The organism is Comamonas sp. B21-038 (assembly GCF_022387135.1).
Classification (GTDB): Bacteria; Pseudomonadota; Gammaproteobacteria; order Burkholderiales; family Burkholderiaceae_C; genus Comamonas; species Comamonas sediminis.
The window spans coordinates 1,351,775-1,370,965 of the sequence record NZ_CP092462.1 but is presented as its reverse complement, the minus strand read 5'-3'; the positions used below and the strand labels follow the sequence as shown (position 1 = coordinate 1,370,965).

Below are 19,191 nucleotides of genomic sequence, written 5' to 3'. Positions count from 1 at the left end.
ACCCCGCAAATCTAGGGCTAACCCTAGGATCAAGGCGGTTACCGCACTGCAACATCGCCCTAAAATCCATGGCACTGCATGCAACCCAGACACAGATCTGCCACATGCCTGCCCATCGCTTGAAAAGAATTTGTACGGAGCCCCGATGACCAACGAAGAAATACTGGCCCAATATGGCCCCCGCGAGTCAATGGAATACGACGTTGTCATCGTTGGCGGCGGCCCAGGCGGGCTGGCCACGGCCATCCGTTTGAAGCAGCTGGCAGCGGAAAAAGGCAGCGATGTCTCCGTCGTCGTGCTGGAAAAAGGCTCCGAGCCGGGCGCGCACACCTTGTCGGGCGCCATCATGGATCCCCGCGCGCTGACCGAGCTGATCCCCGACTGGAAAGCCAAGGGCGCACCTTTGACCCAGCCGGTGACCGAGGACGCGATGGTCTTCCTGAGCGAAAAATCCGGTCTGCGCACCCCCAACTGGCTGCTGCCGCCCTGCTTCCACAACGAAGGCAACTACATCGTGCAGCTGGGCTTTGTCGTCAAATGGCTGGCCGAGCAGGCCGAGGCCCTGGGCGTCGAGATTTTCCCCGGCTTTGCCGCCGCGGAAGTGGTCTACCACGAAGACGGCTCGGTCAAGGGCGTGGCCACCGGCAACATGGGCGTTGGCAAGAACGGCGAACCCACCGGCGAGTTCCAGCTCGGCATGGAACTGCACGGCAAGTACACGATCTTTGCCGAAGGCTCGCGTGGCAACCTGGGCAAGCAGCTGATCGCCAAGTTCAAGCTCGACGAAGGCAAGGATCCGCAGACCTATGGCCTGGGTGTGAAGGAGCTGTGGGAGATCGATCCGCAGCGCCACCAACCCGGCTTTGTGATGCATACCGCCGGCTGGCCGATGAACAACGACACCTACGGTGGCGCCTTCCTCTACCACCTGGACGACAACAAGGTCACCCTGGGCTTCATCACCGGTCTGGATTACTCCAACCCCTACCTGTCTCCGTTCGAGGAGATGCAGCGCTGGAAGACCCACCCCAACATCCGCTACTACCTGGAAGGCGACGAGTCCAAGGGCATCAAGCCGGCCAAGCGCATCGGTTATGGCGCCCGCGCGATCACTGCCGGCGGCCTGATGAGCCTGCCCAAGACCGTGTTCCCCGGTGGCGCGCTGGTGGGCTGCGATGCCGGTTTCCTGAACGTCAGCCGCATCAAGGGCAGCCACGCGGCCATCAAGACCGGCATGCTGGCCGCAGAAGCCGCCTTTGAAGCGATTGCCGCTGGCCGCCAGGGTGATGAGCTCAGCGCCTACCCCGCCGCGTTTGAGAAGAGCTGGCTCTACGAAGAGCTCAACAAGAGCCGCAACTTCAAGAGCTGGTTCAAGAAGGGCCTGGTGACCGCCTCGATCATGAACGGTCTGGAGCAGTTCGTGCTGCGTGGCAACATGCCCTGGACCCTGCACCGCGACAAGCCGGACCACGCCTACCTCAAGCCCGCGTCGGAATGCAAACCCATCCAGTACCCCAAGCCCGATGGCAAGCTGACGTTTGACCGCCTCTCCAGCGTCTTCATCAGCGGCACCAACCATGCCGAAGACCAGCCTGCCCACCTGACCTTGAAAGATGCCAGCGTGCCGGTGCAGATCAACCTGGCCAAGTACGCCGGCCCCGAGCAGCGCTACTGTCCCGCGGGAGTCTACGAGTTCGTGGCGGACGAAAGCCAGGGCGGGGATGCCCAGCGCCTGCAGATCAATGCGCAAAACTGCGTGCACTGCAAAACCTGTGACATCAAGGATCCGACCCAGAACATTGTCTGGGTGACGCCGGAAGGCGGTGGCGGACCGAACTACACCGGCATGTAAGCAAGCGGCGCCGGTTCGGGAATCGATGCCAGGGCAAACACCGGTTGCCCGGCCATGGATTGCCGAATTTGGCCGACAAGCGCACGCCTGCAGGCGTGCAGACAATGGCCCATGTTTGTCTGGTTTTGCCTCCCACGCCATTCCGCCCGAGCCCTGGCTGGCAACGCCTGTGCTCCGGTCCGGAGTGCCCGTGCCCACCTGTACCGCCAGTGGCTGTGTGCGCTACTGGGCATGCTGCTGGGTGCAAGCGCGGCTTTGGCAACCCCTGCCACGCTGCCCAAACGCGGCAAGCGCGCAGCCGCGCCCGTGGCTGCCAAGCCAGCAGATGCAGTTCCTGCTGCGGCCCCTGCGCCGTTGAGCTCAGCCACCTCTCTCGATCTCGAGCGCTTCATGGGCCTGTGGTACAAGGTCGCCAAGGTCGATGAGCCGCAGGATGCGCTACGCACCCGTGAGCGCTATGAGTTCCTGCAACGCTACGATGGCGGCGTGCGCGTGATTGCCACGTCCTACGACCCGCTCTCCAACCGCTGGGACCGGCGGCAGGACTACATGGCCCCGGTGGACGCGAAAGGCGCGGCATTGGCGAGCCATTACCAGCTCACGATGCCCGTGCATTTCAGCATCAGCCGCTTCGGGCCTTTCGGGGTCAGCTACTACGTCGTGGCACTCGACCCCTACTACCAATGGGCCATGGTGGCCGGGCCCGGGCCGAAATCGCTTTTCATCCTGAGCCGCCGCAGCGATCTGGAGCCGGAGTTGCGCGCATCGCTGGAGCAGTTGGCCAGCAGCACCAGCCGCCTGAAGGCACCGCTGCATTGGGCCGCACCGGACCAGGATCCGCCACCTCGGTAGATACCCGGGGTAGGCGCGATCGGACTTCCCATGCAGGGCATCGGGAGCGGGCAGCGCGCACAGTTTTATTGTCACAGCGCTGCAAAATTATCGACTGCGCACAGCTTTTTTGACCAAAAATACTATTAAAAGAAATATTATTGTGAGAGTGCACCCACTTGCGCAACCCAACACAGGTTTCGCCCTGGCAGGGCAACTAGGGCAATCCCATAGATCACAAATGTGTCATCCCGTGGGTAGTGGGGTGTAGACTGCTGCTACCTGTTTGCCACCTGTTGTTACAGGGCATACAACGCAGCAGTTCTGCTGACGCTATTCAACAAACCTGGCGGAGATATACGCATGAAGAAATTGGCTTGGGCCCCTCTGGGCGCTGTGGCACTGGCAATCGCGGCGATTGCGCCCGCGCAGGCTGCAGACCAGAAGTCTGTGGCAGTGACGGCCATCGTGGAACACCCTGCGCTGGATGCAGTGCGCGACGGCGTCAAGGCGGCACTGAAGGCCGAAGGCTTTGAAGACGGCAAGAACCTGAAGTGGCAGTACCAGAGTGCCCAGGGCAACCCTGGCACCGCCGCGCAGATCGCCCGCAAGTTTGTCGGTGACAAGCCCGATGCCATCGTCGCCATTGCTACGCCATCGGCGCAGGCCGTGGTCGCCGCCACCAAGACCGTGCCGGTGGTCTTCTCTGCCGTGACCGATCCGGTGGCCGCCAAGCTGGTACCCAGCTGGGAGCCATCCAAGAACAATGTGACCGGCGTGTCCGACCTGCTGGCGCTGGACAAGCAGATGGAACTGCTGAAGAAAGTCGTGCCCAACGCCAAGCGCGTGGGCATGGTCTACAACCCCGGCGAGGCCAACTCCGCCGTGGTCGTCAAGGAACTCAAGGAACTGCTGCCCAAGCTGGGCATGACCCTGGTGGAAGCCGCGGCGCCTCGCTCGGTGGACGTCTCCAGCGCAGCGCGCTCGCTGGTGGGCAAGGCCGATGTGATCTACACCAACACCGACAACAACGTCGTGTCGTCCTATGAAGCGCTCGTCAAGGTCGGCCAGGACTCCAAGCTGCCGCTGGTCGCATCGGACACCGACTCGGTGGCCCGTGGTGCCGTGGCTGCGCTGGGCATCAACTACCGCGACCTGGGCGAGCAGACCGGCCGCATGGTGGCACGCATCCTCAAGGGTGAAAAGCCAGGCGACATCAAGACCGAAGTTTCGACCAAGATGGAGCTGTACGTGAACCCCGGTGCCGCCGAGAAGCAAGGCATCAAGCTGTCCGACGAGCTGGTCAAGTCGGCTGCCAAAGTCATTCAGTGATGGATGCCGCCTCGCCTGCTGCTGTGCAACCCGCGCAGCGCAGGGGGTGACAAGACGCAGCCCCGCCAGAAGCGGGGCTTGTTTGTTATCCGGACTACCTCTGACAAGAAAACTCCATGACCTTATTTTCCTTTTTGGGAGCCATCGAGATCGGCCTGATCTTTGCGCTGGTAGCGCTCGGTGTGTTCATCTCCTTTCGCTTGCTGCGCTTTCCTGACCTCACGGTCGACGGCAGCTTTCCGTTGGGCGCTGCCGTCTGCGCGGTGCTGATCACCCATGGCTACAGCCCCTTTGTCGCCACCATTGGCGCCACGCTCGCAGGTGCCGTTGCTGGCCTGATCACCGGCTGGCTCAATGTCAAGCTCAAGATCATGGACCTGCTTGCCTCGATCCTGATGATGATCGCGCTGTACTCGATCAATCTGCGCATCATGGGTGGCCCCAACATTCCGCTGATCAACGACCCCACGCTTTTCAACCAGTTGCAGCCCGCAGGCATGGAAGACTATGTGTTCCGTCCGTTGCTGATGTGCGCCATCGTGGTGCTCGCCAAGCTGGCGATGGACTGGTTCTTCCTGACCGAGCGTGGCCTGGCCATCCGTGCCACCGGCACCAACGCCCGCATGGCCCGCGCCCAGGGCGTCAACACCGGCGGCATGATCCTGCTGGGCATGGCCGTATCGAACGCGCTGGTGGGTCTGGCCGGTGCGCTGTTTGCACAAACCCAGGGCGGCGCCGACAGCTCGATGGGCATCGGCACCATCGTGATCGGCCTGGCTGCGGTGATTGTTGGTGAGTCCATCCTGCCGTCGCGCAGGCTGATTCTGGCGACCTTGGCCGTGGTCATCGGCGCCATCGTCTACCGCTTCTTCATTGCGCTGGCGCTGAATGTGGATTTCATCGGCCTCAAAGCCCAGGATCTGAACCTGGTCACCGCGTTGCTGGTCACGATCGCGCTGGTCATCCCCCAGCTCAAACGTCGTTTTGCGAAAAAGCACTGACAAGGAGAGAGACATGCTGAGCGCAAAAGACCTCAAGATCACCTTCAACCCCGGCACCCCGATCGAAACCCGCGCGCTGCGCGGCATGGCGCTGGATATTCCCGCTGGCCAGTTCGTCACCGTGATCGGCTCCAACGGCGCGGGCAAATCAACCTTTTTGAACGCGATCTCCGGCGACCTGATGGTCGACTCGGGCAGCATCGTTATCGATGGGGAAGACATGACCCGCAAGCCTGTGTGGGACCGTGCGCACAAGGTGGCCCGCGTGTTCCAGGACCCGATGGCTGGCACCTGCGAAGACCTGTCCATCGAGGAGAACATGGCCCTGGCGCATGAGCGCGGCAATTTTCGCGGCCTGTCCAAGGCTGTCAAAAACGCCAACCGCGCGCTGTACCGCGAGAAACTCGCCACCCTGGGCCTGGGCCTGGAAAACCGCCTCAGCGACCGTATCGGCCTGCTGTCGGGCGGGCAGCGCCAGGCCGTCAGCCTGCTGATGGCAGCGCTGCAGCCTTCGCGCATCCTGCTGCTCGATGAGCATACCGCCGCGCTCGATCCCCGCACCGCCGATTTCGTGCTCAAGCTCACCGCCCGCATCGTTGACGAAGGCAAGCTCACGACGATGATGGTCACCCACAGCATGCGCCAGGCGCTGGATGTGGGCGACCGTACGGTGATGCTGCACCAGGGCCAGGTGGTGCTCGACGTCAGCGGGGAGGAGCGCGCCCGGATGGACGTGCCCGATCTGCTGCAGATGTTCGAGAAGGTGCGTGGTGAAAAGCTCGCCGACGATGCGCTGCTGCTGAGCTGAGCCGCACCGGTCTCAACCCCAAAGACAGCGGAGCCACCGAGGTGGCATCCGCTGTTTTTTTAGGCCTGCTGCTATCAGCCGCGCAAAAAGCGCCGCAGCGACCAGGCCGCCAGTGCGGGGAACAGCGCAAACACCGCAAACAGCCAGAGCGCCGAGCGGCCCAGCGTTGCTGGGTCGGCCAGCGCGGTCAGCCCCAGTGCATTGGCTACCAGGCCGACCAGCGCGGCACCGACGGCCATGCCGTAGAGCTGCACAGTCGTGATGCCCGAGGCAGCACTGTCGGCCTCCTGCGCACTGGCGCTGTGCATGATCGCGTTGAGCACATGGGGCCAGGCCATGCCCGCGCCCAGGCCCAGCAGCGCCAGCGCCAGGCCACAGACCACCAGGGCGGCCCTCCCCTGCCAGGGCATCGCCAGCGCCAACGCCAGCAAGCCCAAGGTGCACAGCAGCGGGCCGATCAGCATCAGCGCCCGGCCCGCCCGGCCGCTTTTGCCAGAGAACAGTACCGAGGCCACCGACCAGCCACCCGCGAGCAAGGCCGTCACATAGCCCGCCGTCAAAGGCTGCAGGCCATGCAGGTGTTGCAGCAGATAGGGCACAAACACCTCCGTCATCGTCCCCATCAGCAGCAAGGCCACAGCGGCATACAGCATCCCCAGTGGCTGGCCCAAGGCCGTGCCGCCCTGGGGCAGCAAGCGGCGGCTGGCGCGGCGTTCATGGCGAACCGCCGCCGCACCGGCCAGCAAACCTGCCGCGCCCAGCCCCCATTGCCAAAGCGGCTCCGTCACCACGCTGGCGGCTGCCACCAACAGCACCGACAGCGCCAGCATCGCGATCTGCGGGCCGGCAATGCCGCTGTCCTGCGCCGGCGTGCTGCGCAGCAGACGCTGCGGCGCCAGCTGGCGGTGCACCAGCAGCATTTGCAGCATCAGCAAGGGCAGCAGCGCCCCAAAGGCCAGCCGCCAATGGCCGGCCTGGGCGAACAGGCCGCCTACCGCCGGGCCGCTCAGCGTAGCCACGCCCCACATCGCCGAGATCAGCCCAATCGCACGCGGCCACAGCGCGGGCGGAAACACCAGCCGGATCAACGTGTAGCTCAGCGCACCCACTGCCCCGCCCCCCAGGCCCTGAACTGCCCGGCCCAGCAGCAGCATCGGCATGGACGGCGCCATCGCGCACAGCAGGCTGCCCAGGCTGAACACCAGCAGGCCTGCGAGCATGGCACCCCGCGCGCCCCAACCGGCCAGCATGCGCACCGCCAGTGCAGCACCGATGATGGAGGCCACGACGAACAAGGTGGTGCTCCAGGCATACCAGGCCAGGCCCCCGATCTCCTGCACCACCGAAGGCAGGATCGTGGTGACGATGTGCACATTGATCGCATGCATGGCGACTGCGCCCGTCAGTGCCAGCGCCTTGAGGCCATGGGGCCGGCCCAGCAGCTGGACCCAGCCTGCAGGGGGCTCTGCCAGAGGCACTGCGGCCGTAGTCGCGGGGGATGAAGAGGACGATGCCATGCCATTCCTTGTTGTGAAATAATGCAAGCATTGTCTTTGATAATTCCCCCACCCAAGGAATAAAACAAGCTATTGCTTGTATAAATAAATGCCATCGCCCTCCCTCGATCCCTCGGCCACCATGCGCATGCTGGAGGCACTCAAGCGCCAGGCACCCGCCAGCACCGCCGATCTGGCGCGCGCGCTGCAGATGACGGCCGAGGCCGCCCGCCAGCAGATCAACAAGCTGGCCGACCAGGGCCTCGTGCAGGCCGATCTGCAAAAGCCGGCGGGCGCGGGCCGGCCGCGCCAGTTGTGGACCTTGACCCCAGCGGGCCAGCGTTACTTTCCCGATGCCCATGCCCAGCTCACGGTGCAGCTGATTGGCGCGATCGAAAAGCTGTTTGGCCAGCAAGGCATGGAGGGTTTGATCAGCGAGCGCGAAGCACAATCACGCAGCCGCTACCGCCAGGCCTGCACCGCCCCCGGCCTGCCTGAGCGCCTGGCCCAGCTGGCCCAGGTCCGCACCCAGGAGGGCTATATGGCCCATGTCGAGCCCCACCCGCAAGGCTGGCTGCTGGTGGAGCACCACTGCCCGATCTGCGCGGCTGCGCAAAGCTGCCGGGGCTTTTGCCGTTCCGAGCAAGCACTATTCCAGGAGGTGGTCCGGGATCTGGCCACGTTGGAGCGCAGCGAGTACCTGCTTGACGGCGGCCAGCGCTGCGTCTACCTGGTACAGCCGCTATAGCAGCTCAGGGCCCGCTCAGACGGAGACGCCACGGCCTTCGCCCACCGGCGGGGTATCCGTACGCGACAGGGCCTGCGGCCTGGCCATGCGCAGGCAGACCAGCCAGGCCAGCAAGGCCAGGCCCGCCGCGCCCCATTGCGCATGCTGCAGGCCGCGGGCATTGGCCTGGCGCAGGGTCTCGGCGCTGGCTCCCTCCAGGCCGGCCAGCGGCGCGGCCGCCAGCATCACCAGCAAGGCCAGGCCCAGCGCGGCACCCACCTGCTGCGCGGTAGCCGCCACCCCTGATGCCACACCTTGGCGCGCCGGCGCAATGCCCTGGCCCACGAGGACCCACATGCCGGTCCAGCTCGCGCCCTGGCCCAGGCTCATCACCACAAAGCCGGGTACCAGCCAGGCATAGTTGCCGGCCAGCGGCAGCACCGCAGCTATCCAGACCATGCCCAGCACACCGGCGGCCCAGCCCCGCAGCAGCACCGTACGCACACCGTGCTGCGCCAGGCCGCGCTCGGCCAGCCGGATGCCCCAGGTGCAGACGGCCGTCGGCAGCACAAAGGCCATGCCGGCCTGCAGCGGGCTCCAGCCCAGCACCTGCTGAAAATACAGGCCCAGAAAGTAGTACTGCACGCCGTAGCTGCTCATGAACAGCATGGCCAGCAGCATGCTGGTCTGCAAGCTGCCCACCCGCAGCATGGCCAGCGGCATCAAGGGCGCTGCCACCCGCGCCTCGGTGCGCCAGAACAGGCCCAGCGCCGCCAGCGCCAGCAGCAACAGGCTGGCAGTGCGCAGATCGCCCCACCCCCATTGCGGGCCCTGCACCAGCACGGCCACCAAGGCACTCGCACCCACGGTCACGCTGATGCAGCCCAGCAGGTCAAAACGGCGCTGCGCAGCGGGCACGGCAGGCATCGCCGGCAGGTAGCGGCCTGCGGCCAGCGCGCAGGGCCAGGCAATCGGCACCAGCACCCAGAGCACCCAGTTCCAGCCCAGGGTCTGGGTCAGCAGGCCACCCAGCAAGGCGCCAGCCGCCAGCCCGCCGGCGCTGGCCATGCTCCAGACGGCCAGCGCGCGGTTGCGCTCGGCGCCGGCGGCGTACAAGGTATTGATCATCGACAAGGTGGCCGGGAACAGCAGCGCCGCTCCCACGCCCTGCCCGGCGCGCGCCGCCACCAACTGCCAGGGCAGATGCGCAAAGCCGCCAGCCAAGGAGGCCAGGCCAAACAGCGCCATCGCCGCCACATACATGCGGCGCTGGCCCAGCAGATCAGCGCAGCGCCCGCCCAGCAGCAGGCAGCCGCCAAAGGCCACGCTGTAGCCGCTGATGACCCATTGCAGGTGGCGGGCATCGAGCTGCAGCTGCTGGCCCATGGCATCCAGCGCGACAAAGACAATCGTGGCATCAAGCGCAATCAGCAGTTGCGCCAACGACAGCAGCGCCAGCGCGGCGCGCGGATGGCGCAGCACCCCAGCGGGGTGCACAGGTTTCTCAAGGGTCACTTCATCACTCCAAAACATACGAACCTGCAAGTGCTGGGGCAGCGCCTGCAGGCGGGTGATGACCGGTCATGGCGACATAGTATTCAAACCAATAACGAAGATAAACAGAAAAAATATCTTTTACTTATGCAAAAATGAATCAATAGTGGGGCAGGAGCAGCCGATGGATTTGAACGCGGTCAACATGCTGATCAAGGTGGCCGAACACAAGAGCTTTACCCAGGCTGCCCACAGCCTGGGCACGACGCAGTCGCGCATCTCCCGCGCCATTGCGCAGTTGGAGGCTGACCTGGGCACCCGCCTGCTCCACCGCAATACCCGCAATGTGTCGCTGACCCCCGATGGCTGCCTGCTGGTGGACCGCAGTGCCGACTTGATTGCCGGGCTGGACGATGCCAGGCAGCAGCTGCTGGACCGGCGCTGCGAGCCTACCGGCGTGCTGCGCATGACGGCGCCATCAGTGCTGGGCCGGGTGGTGCTGACGCCCTTGCTGGGCCAGCTGCTGCAGCAGCACCCGGGCCTGCAGATCGAGGCCAGCTTCACCGACCGGCTGGTGGACATGGTGGACGAGGGTTTTGACGCTGCAGTGCGCATCGGCCCCTTGCTCGACAGCCGCATGATCGGCCGGCCGCTGCCGCCGCTGCACTGGGTGACGGTCGCCTCGCCCGCCTATACGGCCCGCCACGGCCGGCCGCAAAACCTGCAAGAGCTGGCCACGCACCGCTGCCTGTCGGTCTACAACCACTACCGGGGATTTGCCGTGCCCTGGCAGTTTCGCCACCCCGACGGCAGCACCATCGACTGGCCCGCGCCCCACGCAATCCGGTTCGACAGTGGTGACCCGTTGATCGAAGGCGCGATCGCCGGCCTGGGCGTGGCCCAGGTGATGGGGTTTGCGGTGCGCGATGCGCTGGCCGACGGCCGGCTGGAGCGGCTGCTGCCCGCGCTGGAAGGCCGCAGCCGTGCGCTCTCCCTGGTCTACCCGCGCACGCGCCATGCCTCACCCAAGGTGCAGGCGCTGTGCCAGCTGCTCTTGGCGCGCAGCGCCTGGTGATCGCGCCAGCCCAGGAAGGCTCTGGCGCGCCATGCTGGCTGGCGGCGATTGTTCAAATCCATGCAACGCTGCGTTCAAACCCGGGGCACCCCAAACAGGCGCAGACGCCCTACAGTAGATCCAGGCGCCAAGAACGGATCGCATACCGGTTCTGGAGACGCTCCCACCGCTGTAGCGGTCCCTCTTCATCGACAAAGGAAATATTCACCATGGCTAAAGTTCTGGTTCTCTACCATTCCATGTACGGTCACATCGAGACCATGGCCGGCAAGATCGCCGAAGGCGCACGCAGTGTCGCCGGCACCGAGGTGGTCATCAAGCGCGTACCCGAGACCATGCCGCAAGAGGCCTTCCAGGCCGCTGGCGGCAAGGTGGACCAGGCAGCCGCCGTCGCCACGCCTGCCGAGCTGGCAGAGTACGACGCCATCATCTTTGGCACCCCCACCCGTTTTGGCAATATGAGCGGCCAGATGCGCAGCTTCCTCGACCAGACCGGCGGCCTCTGGGCCAAGGGTGCACTGTCGGGCAAGGTGGGCAGCGTGTTCACGTCGACCGGCACCTTGGGCGGCCAGGAAACCACCGTGACCTCGTTCTGGAACACCCTGGCCCACCACGGCATGGTGATCGTGCCCGCTGGCTTTGGTCTGCCTTCGCAGTTCGACCTGTCGCAGGCCAAGGGCGGCTCGCCCTACGGCGCTGCCACCCTGGCCGGCGCCGATGGCTCGCGCCAGCCTTCCGCCCCCGAGCTGGAACTGGCCTTTGCCCAGGGCGCCAAGGTTGCGGCCCTGGCCGCCAAGCTGAGCGCCTGAGTCTGCGCCTCGAGCCGGCCTGGCCGGCTGCAGCAGCCTTAAGACGCAAAAAAGCCAGTCAGAGTGTCTGACTGGCTTTTTGGTTTTGGCGCCTTGTCCGGTACCTGCCACCGTCGCGGTGGCAGGGCAGTGGCGCTTACTTGGCGGCCAGGCGCTGCCAGGTGTCGATGACACTGTCAGGATTCAGCGAGATCGAGGCAATGCCCTTGTCCGCCAGCCACTGCGCAAAGTCCGGATGGTCCGAAGGGCCCTGGCCGCAGATACCGACGTACTTGTTCTGTGCCAGGCAGGCCGTGATGGCGCGCTCGAGCATCTTCTTGACGGCAGGGTCGCGCTCGTCAAAGTCGGCAGCCAGCAGCTCCAGACCAGAGTCACGGTCCAGGCCCAGGGTCAGCTGGGTCAGGTCGTTCGAGCCGATCGAGAAGCCGTCGAAGTACTCCAGGAACTCATCGGCCAGGATGGCGTTCGACGGCACTTCGCACATCATGATGACTTCCAGACCGTTCTCGCCGCGCTTCAAGCCATTGGCCGCCAGCAGCTCGGTCACGCGCTTGGCCTGGTCCAGGGTGCGCACGAAGGGGATCATGATCTTGACATTGGTCAGGCCCATGTCGTTGCGCACGCGCTTGAGCGCCTCGCACTCCATCTTGAAGGCTTCGCCGAAATCCTTGGAGATGTAGCGCGCTGCACCACGGAAGCCCAGCATCGGGTTTTCTTCATCGGGCTCGTAGCGGCTGCCGCCGATCAGCTTGCGGTATTCGTTGGACTTGAAGTCCGACATGCGCACGATAACCGGCTTGGGGTAGAACGCCGCAGCGATCGTTGCCACACCTTCGGTGATCTTGTCCACGTAGAAAGCGCGTGGCGAGGCATGGCCACGGGCCACCGATTCGACGGCCTTCTTCAGGTCGGCATCGACAGCGGGGTAGTCCAGGATGGCCTTGGGGTGCACGCCGATGTTGTTGTTGATGATGAATTCCAGACGCGCCAGACCCACGCCCTCATTGGGCAGCTGGGCAAAGTCAAACGCCAGTTGGGGGTTGCCCACGTTCATCATGATCTTGGTCTTGATCGGCGGCATCTCGCCACGCTTGACCTCGGTCACTTCGGTTTCGAGCAGGCCGTCATAGATGCGGCCGGTATCGCCTTCGGCGCAGCTGACCGTCACCAGGGTGCCGTCCTTCAGCAAGTCGGTAGCATTGCCGCAGCCCACGACCGCAGGGATGCCCAGCTCACGCGCAATGATGGCGGCGTGGCAGGTACGGCCACCCCGGTTGGTGACGATGGCAGCTGCCTTCTTCATCACCGGCTCCCAGTTCGGGTCGGTCATGTCGGTCACCAGCACATCGCCGGCTTCGACCTGGTCCATCTGCGAGATGTCGGACACCAGGCGCACACGGCCGGTGCCGATCTTCTGGCCGATCGCGCGGCCTTCGGCCAGCACGGTGCCGCTGCCCTTGAGCTTGTAGCGCTGCTCGGCCTGGCCCTTGGACTGGCTCTTCACCGTCTCAGGGCGTGCCTGCAGGATGTAGAGCTTGCCGTCGGTGCCGTCCTTGCCCCATTCGATATCCATCGGGCGGCCATAGTGCTTCTCGATCACCAGCGCGTACTGCGCCAGCTCCTGCACTTCGGCGTCGGTCAGCGAATAGCGGTTGCGCAGCTCGGGGCTCACATCGGTGGTGGCCACCAGCTTGCCCGATGCGGCTTTTTCTTCGGGCGTTGCAAACACCATCTGCACCAGCTTGGAGCCCAGATTGCGGCGGATCAGTGCCTGCTTGCCCGCTTCGAGCATGGGCTTGTGCACATAGAACTCGTCCGGGTTCACGGCGCCCTGCACCACGGTCTCGCCCAGGCCGTAGCTGGAGGTGATGAAGACCACCTGGTCAAAGCCCGACTCGGTGTCGATCGTGAACATCACGCCTGCGGCGCCCTTGTCCGAGCGCACCATGCGCTGCACACCGGCGGACAGGGCCACCACGTCGTGGGCAAAGCCCTTGTGCACGCGGTAGGAGATGGCGCGATCGTTGTAGAGCGAGGCGAACACTTCCTTCATCTTGTGCAGCACATCGTCGATGCCCACCACGTTCAGGAAGGTTTCTTGCTGGCCGGCGAACGAGGCGTCCGGCAGGTCTTCTGCGGTGGCCGACGAGCGCACCGCAAACGAGGCCTCGGTGTTGCCCGCTTGCAAGGTCACAAAGGCCTCGGCAATCGCTTTTTGCAGATCAAGTGGAAAAGGCTGGGCCTCGACCATCGCACGGATCTCGGCGCCGACCTGGGCCAGCGCGCGCACATCGTCCACATCCAGCGCCGCGAGCTTGGCGCTGATCTTGCCAGCCAGGCCTTCGTGCGCCAGGAACTCACGGAATGCGTGGGCCGTCGTGGCAAAGCCGGTCGGCACGCGCACGCCTTGCGGCAGCTGCGAGATCATTTCGCCGAGCGAGGCGTTCTTGCCGCCTACGACCTCGACATCGGTCATTCTCAGGTTCTCAAACGGTACGACCAGGGCGGTCGCGCTGTAGAGGTTGGACATGGTGAAGCTCCGGAAGTTAAAAACTGGCTCGGGCGCCCATGGCCGCAGTGGGGGCAATGGCACGCAGGCATAGACTCCTGTCCGGCCGCTGCGGGCTCGGACATCTGGCTTTGTATTTGTACTGGTAGGCCGGAGTACATGCGGGAAATGTGAATAATGGGCGTCATTGTAGGCGTGCTGCCGCCGTTTTGCTTGCGACTTGCTGAACACCGTGGTCAACAATGACAAAGCCCGCACGCAGCGGTGCACCGCCTGCGACAGAATTCGCCCGTTACCGCCGATGTACCCCCATGCACCAACGCACCATTTTCTTTATCTCTGATGGCACCGGCGTGACAGCCGAGACCTTCGGCCGCGCCATCATGAAGCAGTTCGACATCACCACCCGTGCGGTGCGCCTGCCGTTTGTGGACACGGTCGACAAGGCTCACCAGGCCGTGCACCAGATCAACCACACAGCCGAAAAGGAAGGCAAAAAGCCCATTGTCTTCACGACCCTGGTCGAGCCCGAGACGGTCAAGGTAGTGCATGCGCACTGCAAGGGCCTGGTGATGGACATGTTTGCCACGTTTGTGCAGCCGCTGGAAGACGAGCTGGGCGCCAAGTCGCACCACCGCATCGGCCGCTTCACCGATATCAGCGAGAGCAAGGAATACTTTGACCGCATGGAGGCGATCAACTTCAGCCTGGCGCACGATGATGGCCAGACCCACCATGACCTGGCCGGCGCCGACGTGATTCTGGTGGGGGTCAGCCGCAGCGGCAAGACGCCAACCAGCCTGTACCTGGCGATGCAGTTCGGCCTGAAGGTGGCCAATTACCCGCTGATCCCCGAGGATTTCGAGCGCCAGCAATTGCCCCCGGCGCTGCTGCCTTATAAAAAGAAGATCTTTGGCCTGACCATTGCGCCCGAGCGCCTGTCCCAGATCCGCAACGAGCGCCGCCCGGACTCGCGCTATGCGAGCCTGCAGAATTGCCGCATGGAGGTGGCCGAGGCCGAATCGATGATGCGCCGCGCCGGCATCCAGTGGCTGTCGACCACGCACAAGTCCATCGAAGAGATTGCGGCCGTGGTGCTGCAGGACCTCAAGCAGGACGAGTGAGCGCCAGGCTGCCGTGACCTGCACGCTGCGCAATATGGATGCGCAGCGTTACCGTTGCTTCGCACAGCTTTACAGCAAGCCGCATGCCGGCCTGCTATAACCAAATGATAGCGGCCCCGTGTGGATGGGCCGCCGCTCAGGAGTTCTCCGATGAACGCAACATTGACCTGGATCGCCAGCGCCGGCCTGTGTGCCATGCTGCTGGCTGCCCTGCCCGCCCATGCTGCCCAACCGGGCGCTTTTTCCGTCACCGAGACCAAATCGGCCATCGGCAACAAGGCGGCCAAGCCCCCCCGCACCAAGGACCGCTGCATCGGCCCCGAGCTGGTGGACAAGGAAGGCTTTCTCTACCCCGACCTGATCCTGTCCAAGCACTTCAGCCAATGCCGTATCAAGGACAGCAAGCTGCTGGACAAGAACAACAAGAGCTGGACGGTGACCTGCGGCAAGATGCTGACCGCCCAGGCCAAGCAGACCAATACCGGTGACAACTTTCATCTGCATATCGATGCAGCCCTGCTTGGCGGCGCGATGAAGCAGACATTGGACTACGAGGCGCAGAGCCTCAAGCGCCAGTGCACACCTGAAGACGAGCCGCTGGAATAAGCCCACCCGCACCGCCAAAGAACCAGCGGGCTTGGGCCCGCTCAGTGTTGCGCCAACAGCGGCCGGGCCCTGCCATGCGCTGCCTTGTCGGCGGGTGTCGAAGGTGACCTAGCGGATCACTTCAGCCATTTCTGCGCCTCTTGCTGCAGCACACCGCGCAGCGCGAGCACGTCCCAGGTGTACTGCATCACGCGCTGGTAGTCGGCATCGTCCACCGGCAGCATGAAGCCCAGCTGGTTGACGGGGGTCAGCGGCTTGTCCAGGTAGGCGGCGTAGAGGCGTGGATCGGCCTTGCTGTAGTGCAGCGCCTCATAGGTCTCGGTGATCATCGCATCGCCCTTGCCTTCGGCGATCAGGCCCGGAATCTCGGCGTTCTTGTCATGCGTGCTCACCTGAGCGTTTTTCAGGTTCTGCAGTACATAGGCTTCGTTGGTGCCGCCGGGATTCTTGATCACGCGCACGCTGGCCTGGTTCAGACTCTCGGGTGTGGTGAACTTGTCCTTGTCGGCTGCCCGCACCAGGGCCACCTTGCCGAACGGCGCATAGCCGGGCAGCATCTGCACCTTGCTCAGGCGCGCCACATTGCGGGTGATGCCGCCCACGGCCACATCGAACCTGTTGTCCTGCAGGTCCTGCATCAGCTTCGGCCAGGTGGTATCCACATACTCGACCTTGACACCCAGCTCCTTGGCCATGGCTTCCACCACCTCGATGTCATGGCCGGCATATTTGCCATCGGCCTTCATCGCAAACGGACGGTAGTCGCCCGGCGTGCCTACGCGCAGCACCTTGGCCTGCAGGATGGCATCGAGCCGGGGGCCCGCCTGGGCAGGCAGAGACAGCGCAGCAAGCGCGGTCGCGCTGACAGCCATCGCGGCGAGAACATGGGTTTTCTTCTGGAACATGGGGCACCTTGGTGTTTCGACAATCGGGAGGGAATATCTCGCAAAAAAGCGTGCACACCGTTGCGGTGTACACGCTTTTTGAGACACGCGGCGCCATTGTCTCCCGGCGCCCGCCGCCTGCCCATCGGGGTTCACCCAAGCGCAGCAGGCACTGCGGCGATCAATAACGCGAGATCTGGCCCTGGTTGATCTGCACGCGGTCACCCGGGCGCAGGTCGCCGGGGTTGGGCACATCAAAAATGCGCTGGCCGCCGTTTTGCAGGTTGATATGGATGCGGTAGCCGCTGACGGTGCTGCGGCCGCCATTGGACGACTGCTCCAGCGCATTGCCTGCTGCTGCACCACCGGCCACACCGGCGGCGGTAGCGGCCATACGGCCAAAGCCGCCACCGACCTGGTTGCCCAGCACGCCGCCCACCACCGCGCCCAGGATGGCGCCGACGCCCGAGGTGCTGCGCGACTGCGAGCGCAGCTCTTCAATATTGGCCACGGTGCCATATTCCATGCCGTAAGGCGCTTGCTGCTGCGGGTAGCCGCCCTGCTGCGGGTAGCTGCCCTGTTGCTGGGGCGCGGGGCCTTGCGGGTAGCGGTTGTCATAACGCGGAGGTGCCTGCACACAGGCCGCCAGCACCGAGGTGGCCGCCAGGGCCAGGCCCAGCTTGCCTGCGCGTTGCAGCATGCTGCGCGAGCTTGGATTGGTTTGAGACATTGCGCTCTCCTTTCAGATCACAAAAATGGCTTGGGGGTCAGGGTATCCGCGCCCTGCCAGGTTCAATACGGTGCGGCGGCTTATCGCGTGCCGGTGGAGCCATAGCCCCCGGCACCGCGTTCGGACACATCGCCAAAATCTTCCACCACCTGAAAGCTCGCCTGCACGACGGGCACGATCACCATCTGCGCCAGGCGCTCCATCGGCTGCAGCACAAAGGGCTGGGTGCTGCGGTTCCAGGCGCTGACCATCAGCTGGCCCTGGTAGTCGCTGTCGATCAGGCCGACGAGGTTGCCCAGCACGATGCCATGCTTGTGGCCCAGGCCCGAGCGCGGCAGGATCATGGCGGCATAACCGGGGTCGCGCAGATGGATGGCCAGCCCGGTGGGCACCAGTTGCCAGGCATTGGGCTCCAGGGTCAGCGGTGCATCCAGGCAGGCACGCAAATCCAGGCCAGCGCTACCGGGGGTGGCGTACTGGGGCAACTGGTCTTGCATGCGGGGGTCGAGAATCTTCAGGTCAACAATCATGGTGGTGGTTCAACTAGCAATGCAGCGAAGGCTAGCATATACACAACGCCCGGCGCCCCAGTTGGTGCACAGGCCTACAAGCATTTACCGTATGCATACAAATGCGCCGGCCCGCGCCTGCGCTGTCTGCCGCCCCGGCCCGGCGCTGCCGCAGCCGCCCCACCGCAGGGACTTTGCCCAGCGCTAACCCTTCTGGGACCAGCCTTTTCTGAACGCCGCAATCAGCATCACGATGCCCAGCGGCGGGAACATGATGCCCAGGATCGCGGCAATCAGCAGCCCGATGAGCTTGAAGCCGCTGAAAGACTTTTGAGGGGCCGCGCCATCGCCAGCGGGAGAAAAGATGGATGTGCTGGGTGCGCCCGAGTTGCTGCGCGCAGTGGCGGTCACTGTCTGCGCCGCGCCTGGGCGCTTGTCCTTGCGCGTCTGGTCCATCTGGCGGATGCGGTCAAGCAGCTCCTGGGCCTGGTCGGCAATCGGGTTGTGGCTTGCCTTTTGGCCGGATGCCCCCGATAGCGCCTGTCCCTGTCCCTGGCGCGGCCGCACCGGGCGCTGCGTGCTGCCGGCCGCATGGGCGGCGCCCGTGTTCTGCCGGGCGATGAGCTGCTCCACATAGCGCACAAAGTCGCCGTGGGGCGGCGTGTCGTAGACAGAGGCTGTGTCCCTGTTCAGCAGTGCCAATTGCATCTCCTCCTGGCGCGGCCACCTGCAAGTGGAGGCAGCGATTGATAGTTTCAAACTCCGGCATAGCAGCCTTGCATGCCCGGGACGCTTTCCCTCTGAGAGCGCATTGTGCTTGACATCCAGCGCCCCTACAACGCGTCAGATGCGGCGTCCGTTGCCTGCGCCCGGCCTTGCTTTCTGTCACAATGGCCTCAACTTTTGTCCATGGCGCATCCCCGCTGCCTAGAAACCCGATATTTAACAAGGAACCTGCCATGTCGGAATCCCTGATCAAGCACACCAACGAAGCCAGCTTTGAAGGCGATGTACTGCAACCCAACACCAATGTTCTGGTGGACTTCTGGGCTGAATGGTGCGGCCCTTGCAAGCAGATCGCTCCGGTGCTGGAAGAAGTGTCGGTCAGCTACAAGGACAAGCTGCAGATCGCCAAGGTCAATGTGGACGAGAACCGTGCCATTTCGGCCAAGTTCGGCATCCGCGGCATCCCCACGCTGATGCTGTTCAAGAATGGCGAACTGGCCGCGACCAAGGTCGGCGCGTTGAACAAGGCCCAACTGACGGCCTTCCTGGACGAGCAACTCGCCTAAATTCAGCCCCGGGATGCCAGCGCAACATCCGCATCAGCATCCCGCCAGAGCGGCTATGGCCACCAAAAGCACGGTTTGCGCCGTGCTTTTTGCTTTTTCAAGCTTTTGATTT

The 19,191-nt window shown here is 64.2% G+C and carries 18 protein-coding genes; 11 read left to right on the top strand and 7 right to left on the bottom strand.

All coding sequences use genetic code 11. The features are described from left to right. Positions 1–145: 145 nt before the first annotated feature. From MJ205_RS06085 to MJ205_RS06065, 5 genes are all read left to right on the top strand, one after another. The gene (locus tag MJ205_RS06085; protein ID WP_239811643.1) at positions 146–1,852 is read left to right on the top strand and encodes an electron transfer flavoprotein-ubiquinone oxidoreductase; all 1,707 of its coding nucleotides are present in this window, start codon (positions 146–148) and stop codon (positions 1,850–1,852) included. A gap of 354 nt (positions 1,853–2,206) precedes the next feature. Then, on the top strand, positions 2,207–2,704 hold the full coding sequence (locus MJ205_RS06080) for a lipocalin family protein (protein WP_239811642.1): 498 nt from the start codon (positions 2,207–2,209) through the stop codon (positions 2,702–2,704). A gap of 342 nt (positions 2,705–3,046) precedes the next feature. After that, positions 3,047–4,015: an ABC transporter substrate-binding protein gene (locus MJ205_RS06075; protein WP_239811641.1), complete on the top strand. Its 969-nt coding sequence runs from the start codon at positions 3,047–3,049 to the stop codon at positions 4,013–4,015. Positions 4,016–4,131: 116 nt separating this feature from the next. Further along, entirely contained in the window at positions 4,132–5,016 is an 885-nt protein-coding gene (locus MJ205_RS06070) for an ABC transporter permease (protein ID WP_239811640.1), read from the top strand. Between the two features lie 13 nt (positions 5,017–5,029). After that, positions 5,030–5,824: an ABC transporter ATP-binding protein gene (locus MJ205_RS06065; protein ID WP_239811639.1), complete on the top strand. Its 795-nt coding sequence runs from the start codon at positions 5,030–5,032 to the stop codon at positions 5,822–5,824. 74 nt (positions 5,825–5,898) lie between these two features. On the opposite strand, the gene MJ205_RS06060 is transcribed toward MJ205_RS06065, so the two are convergent. Continuing rightward, positions 5,899–7,341, bottom strand: coding sequence for an MFS transporter (locus MJ205_RS06060; RefSeq protein ID WP_239811638.1), 1,443 nt, complete (start codon positions 7,339–7,341; stop codon positions 5,899–5,901). Positions 7,342–7,429: 88 nt separating this feature from the next. Between MJ205_RS06060 and MJ205_RS06055 the strand changes: the two genes are divergently transcribed. Continuing rightward, positions 7,430–8,068 carry a helix-turn-helix transcriptional regulator gene (locus MJ205_RS06055; protein ID WP_239811637.1) on the top strand — a complete coding sequence of 213 codons (639 nt, stop codon included), beginning with the start codon at positions 7,430–7,432 and terminating at the stop codon, positions 8,066–8,068. A 15-nt stretch (positions 8,069–8,083) separates the two neighbouring features. Here MJ205_RS06055 and MJ205_RS06050 read toward each other — a convergent pair whose 3' ends face one another. Continuing rightward, the gene (locus MJ205_RS06050; protein WP_239811636.1) at positions 8,084–9,562 is read right to left on the bottom strand and encodes an MFS transporter; all 1,479 of its coding nucleotides are present in this window, start codon (positions 9,560–9,562) and stop codon (positions 8,084–8,086) included. Positions 9,563–9,725: 163 nt separating this feature from the next. Between MJ205_RS06050 and MJ205_RS06045 the strand changes: the two genes are divergently transcribed. Both MJ205_RS06045 and wrbA read left to right on the top strand, forming a co-directional pair. Beyond that, positions 9,726–10,616: a LysR family transcriptional regulator gene (locus MJ205_RS06045; RefSeq protein ID WP_239811635.1), complete on the top strand. Its 891-nt coding sequence runs from the start codon at positions 9,726–9,728 to the stop codon at positions 10,614–10,616. Between the two features lie 209 nt (positions 10,617–10,825). Next, the gene (wrbA, locus tag MJ205_RS06040; RefSeq protein ID WP_116924166.1) at positions 10,826–11,425 is read left to right on the top strand and encodes an NAD(P)H:quinone oxidoreductase; all 600 of its coding nucleotides are present in this window, start codon (positions 10,826–10,828) and stop codon (positions 11,423–11,425) included. Positions 11,426–11,561: 136 nt separating this feature from the next. Here wrbA and ppsA read toward each other — a convergent pair whose 3' ends face one another. Then, positions 11,562–13,955, bottom strand: a complete 2,394-nt coding sequence (ppsA, locus tag MJ205_RS06035) for a phosphoenolpyruvate synthase (RefSeq protein WP_239811634.1) — start codon at positions 13,953–13,955, stop codon at positions 11,562–11,564. Between the two features lie 290 nt (positions 13,956–14,245). Between ppsA and ppsR the strand changes: the two genes are divergently transcribed. Next, a complete protein-coding gene (gene ppsR / locus MJ205_RS06030) occupies positions 14,246–15,058 on the top strand; it encodes a posphoenolpyruvate synthetase regulatory kinase/phosphorylase PpsR (RefSeq protein WP_239811633.1) in 813 nt (270 codons plus the stop codon). Positions 15,059–15,208: 150 nt separating this feature from the next. Beyond that, the gene (locus MJ205_RS06025; protein WP_239811632.1) at positions 15,209–15,664 is read left to right on the top strand and encodes a hypothetical protein; all 456 of its coding nucleotides are present in this window, start codon (positions 15,209–15,211) and stop codon (positions 15,662–15,664) included. A 116-nt stretch (positions 15,665–15,780) separates the two neighbouring features. Here MJ205_RS06025 and MJ205_RS06020 read toward each other — a convergent pair whose 3' ends face one another. From MJ205_RS06020 to MJ205_RS06005, 4 genes are all read right to left on the bottom strand, one after another. Beyond that, complete coding sequence (locus MJ205_RS06020) at positions 15,781–16,569, bottom strand: transporter substrate-binding domain-containing protein (RefSeq protein WP_239811631.1); 789 nt, start codon at positions 16,567–16,569, stop codon at positions 15,781–15,783. Positions 16,570–16,729: 160 nt separating this feature from the next. Then, the gene (locus MJ205_RS06015) at positions 16,730–17,278 is read right to left on the bottom strand and encodes a glycine zipper 2TM domain-containing protein (RefSeq protein WP_239811630.1); all 549 of its coding nucleotides are present in this window, start codon (positions 17,276–17,278) and stop codon (positions 16,730–16,732) included. Positions 17,279–17,358: 80 nt separating this feature from the next. Further along, a complete protein-coding gene (gene dut / locus MJ205_RS06010) occupies positions 17,359–17,808 on the bottom strand; it encodes a dUTP diphosphatase (RefSeq protein WP_239811629.1) in 450 nt (149 codons plus the stop codon). 183 nt (positions 17,809–17,991) lie between these two features. Next, on the bottom strand, positions 17,992–18,489 hold the full coding sequence (locus MJ205_RS06005) for a hypothetical protein (RefSeq protein ID WP_239811628.1): 498 nt from the start codon (positions 18,487–18,489) through the stop codon (positions 17,992–17,994). A 257-nt stretch (positions 18,490–18,746) separates the two neighbouring features. On the opposite strand from MJ205_RS06005, the gene trxA reads away from it, so the two are divergent. Continuing rightward, positions 18,747–19,079, top strand: coding sequence for a thioredoxin TrxA (trxA, locus tag MJ205_RS06000; protein WP_027010832.1), 333 nt, complete (start codon positions 18,747–18,749; stop codon positions 19,077–19,079). Positions 19,080–19,191 lie beyond the last annotated feature (112 nt).

Coding starts and splice junctions, on each gene's coding strand:
- MJ205_RS06065 (WP_239811639.1), top strand. CDS start 5,030: ATGCTGAGCGCAAAAGACCTCAAGATCACCTTCAACCCCGGCACCCCG.
- MJ205_RS06025 (WP_239811632.1), top strand. CDS start 15,209: ATGAACGCAACATTGACCTGGATCGCCAGCGCCGGCCTGTGTGCCATG.
- wrbA (WP_116924166.1), top strand. CDS start 10,826: ATGGCTAAAGTTCTGGTTCTCTACCATTCCATGTACGGTCACATCGAG.
- dut (WP_239811629.1), bottom strand. CDS start 17,808: ATGATTGTTGACCTGAAGATTCTCGACCCCCGCATGCAAGACCAGTTG.
- MJ205_RS06045 (WP_239811635.1), top strand. CDS start 9,726: ATGGATTTGAACGCGGTCAACATGCTGATCAAGGTGGCCGAACACAAG.
- MJ205_RS06075 (WP_239811641.1), top strand. CDS start 3,047: ATGAAGAAATTGGCTTGGGCCCCTCTGGGCGCTGTGGCACTGGCAATC.
- MJ205_RS06070 (WP_239811640.1), top strand. CDS start 4,132: ATGACCTTATTTTCCTTTTTGGGAGCCATCGAGATCGGCCTGATCTTT.
- MJ205_RS06055 (WP_239811637.1), top strand. CDS start 7,430: ATGCCATCGCCCTCCCTCGATCCCTCGGCCACCATGCGCATGCTGGAG.
- ppsA (WP_239811634.1), bottom strand. CDS start 13,955: ATGTCCAACCTCTACAGCGCGACCGCCCTGGTCGTACCGTTTGAGAAC.
- ppsR (WP_239811633.1), top strand. CDS start 14,246: ATGCACCAACGCACCATTTTCTTTATCTCTGATGGCACCGGCGTGACA.
- MJ205_RS06060 (WP_239811638.1), bottom strand. CDS start 7,341: ATGGCATCGTCCTCTTCATCCCCCGCGACTACGGCCGCAGTGCCTCTG.
- MJ205_RS06085 (WP_239811643.1), top strand. CDS start 146: ATGACCAACGAAGAAATACTGGCCCAATATGGCCCCCGCGAGTCAATG.
- trxA (WP_027010832.1), top strand. CDS start 18,747: ATGTCGGAATCCCTGATCAAGCACACCAACGAAGCCAGCTTTGAAGGC.
- MJ205_RS06015 (WP_239811630.1), bottom strand. CDS start 17,278: ATGTCTCAAACCAATCCAAGCTCGCGCAGCATGCTGCAACGCGCAGGC.
- MJ205_RS06020 (WP_239811631.1), bottom strand. CDS start 16,569: ATGTTCCAGAAGAAAACCCATGTTCTCGCCGCGATGGCTGTCAGCGCG.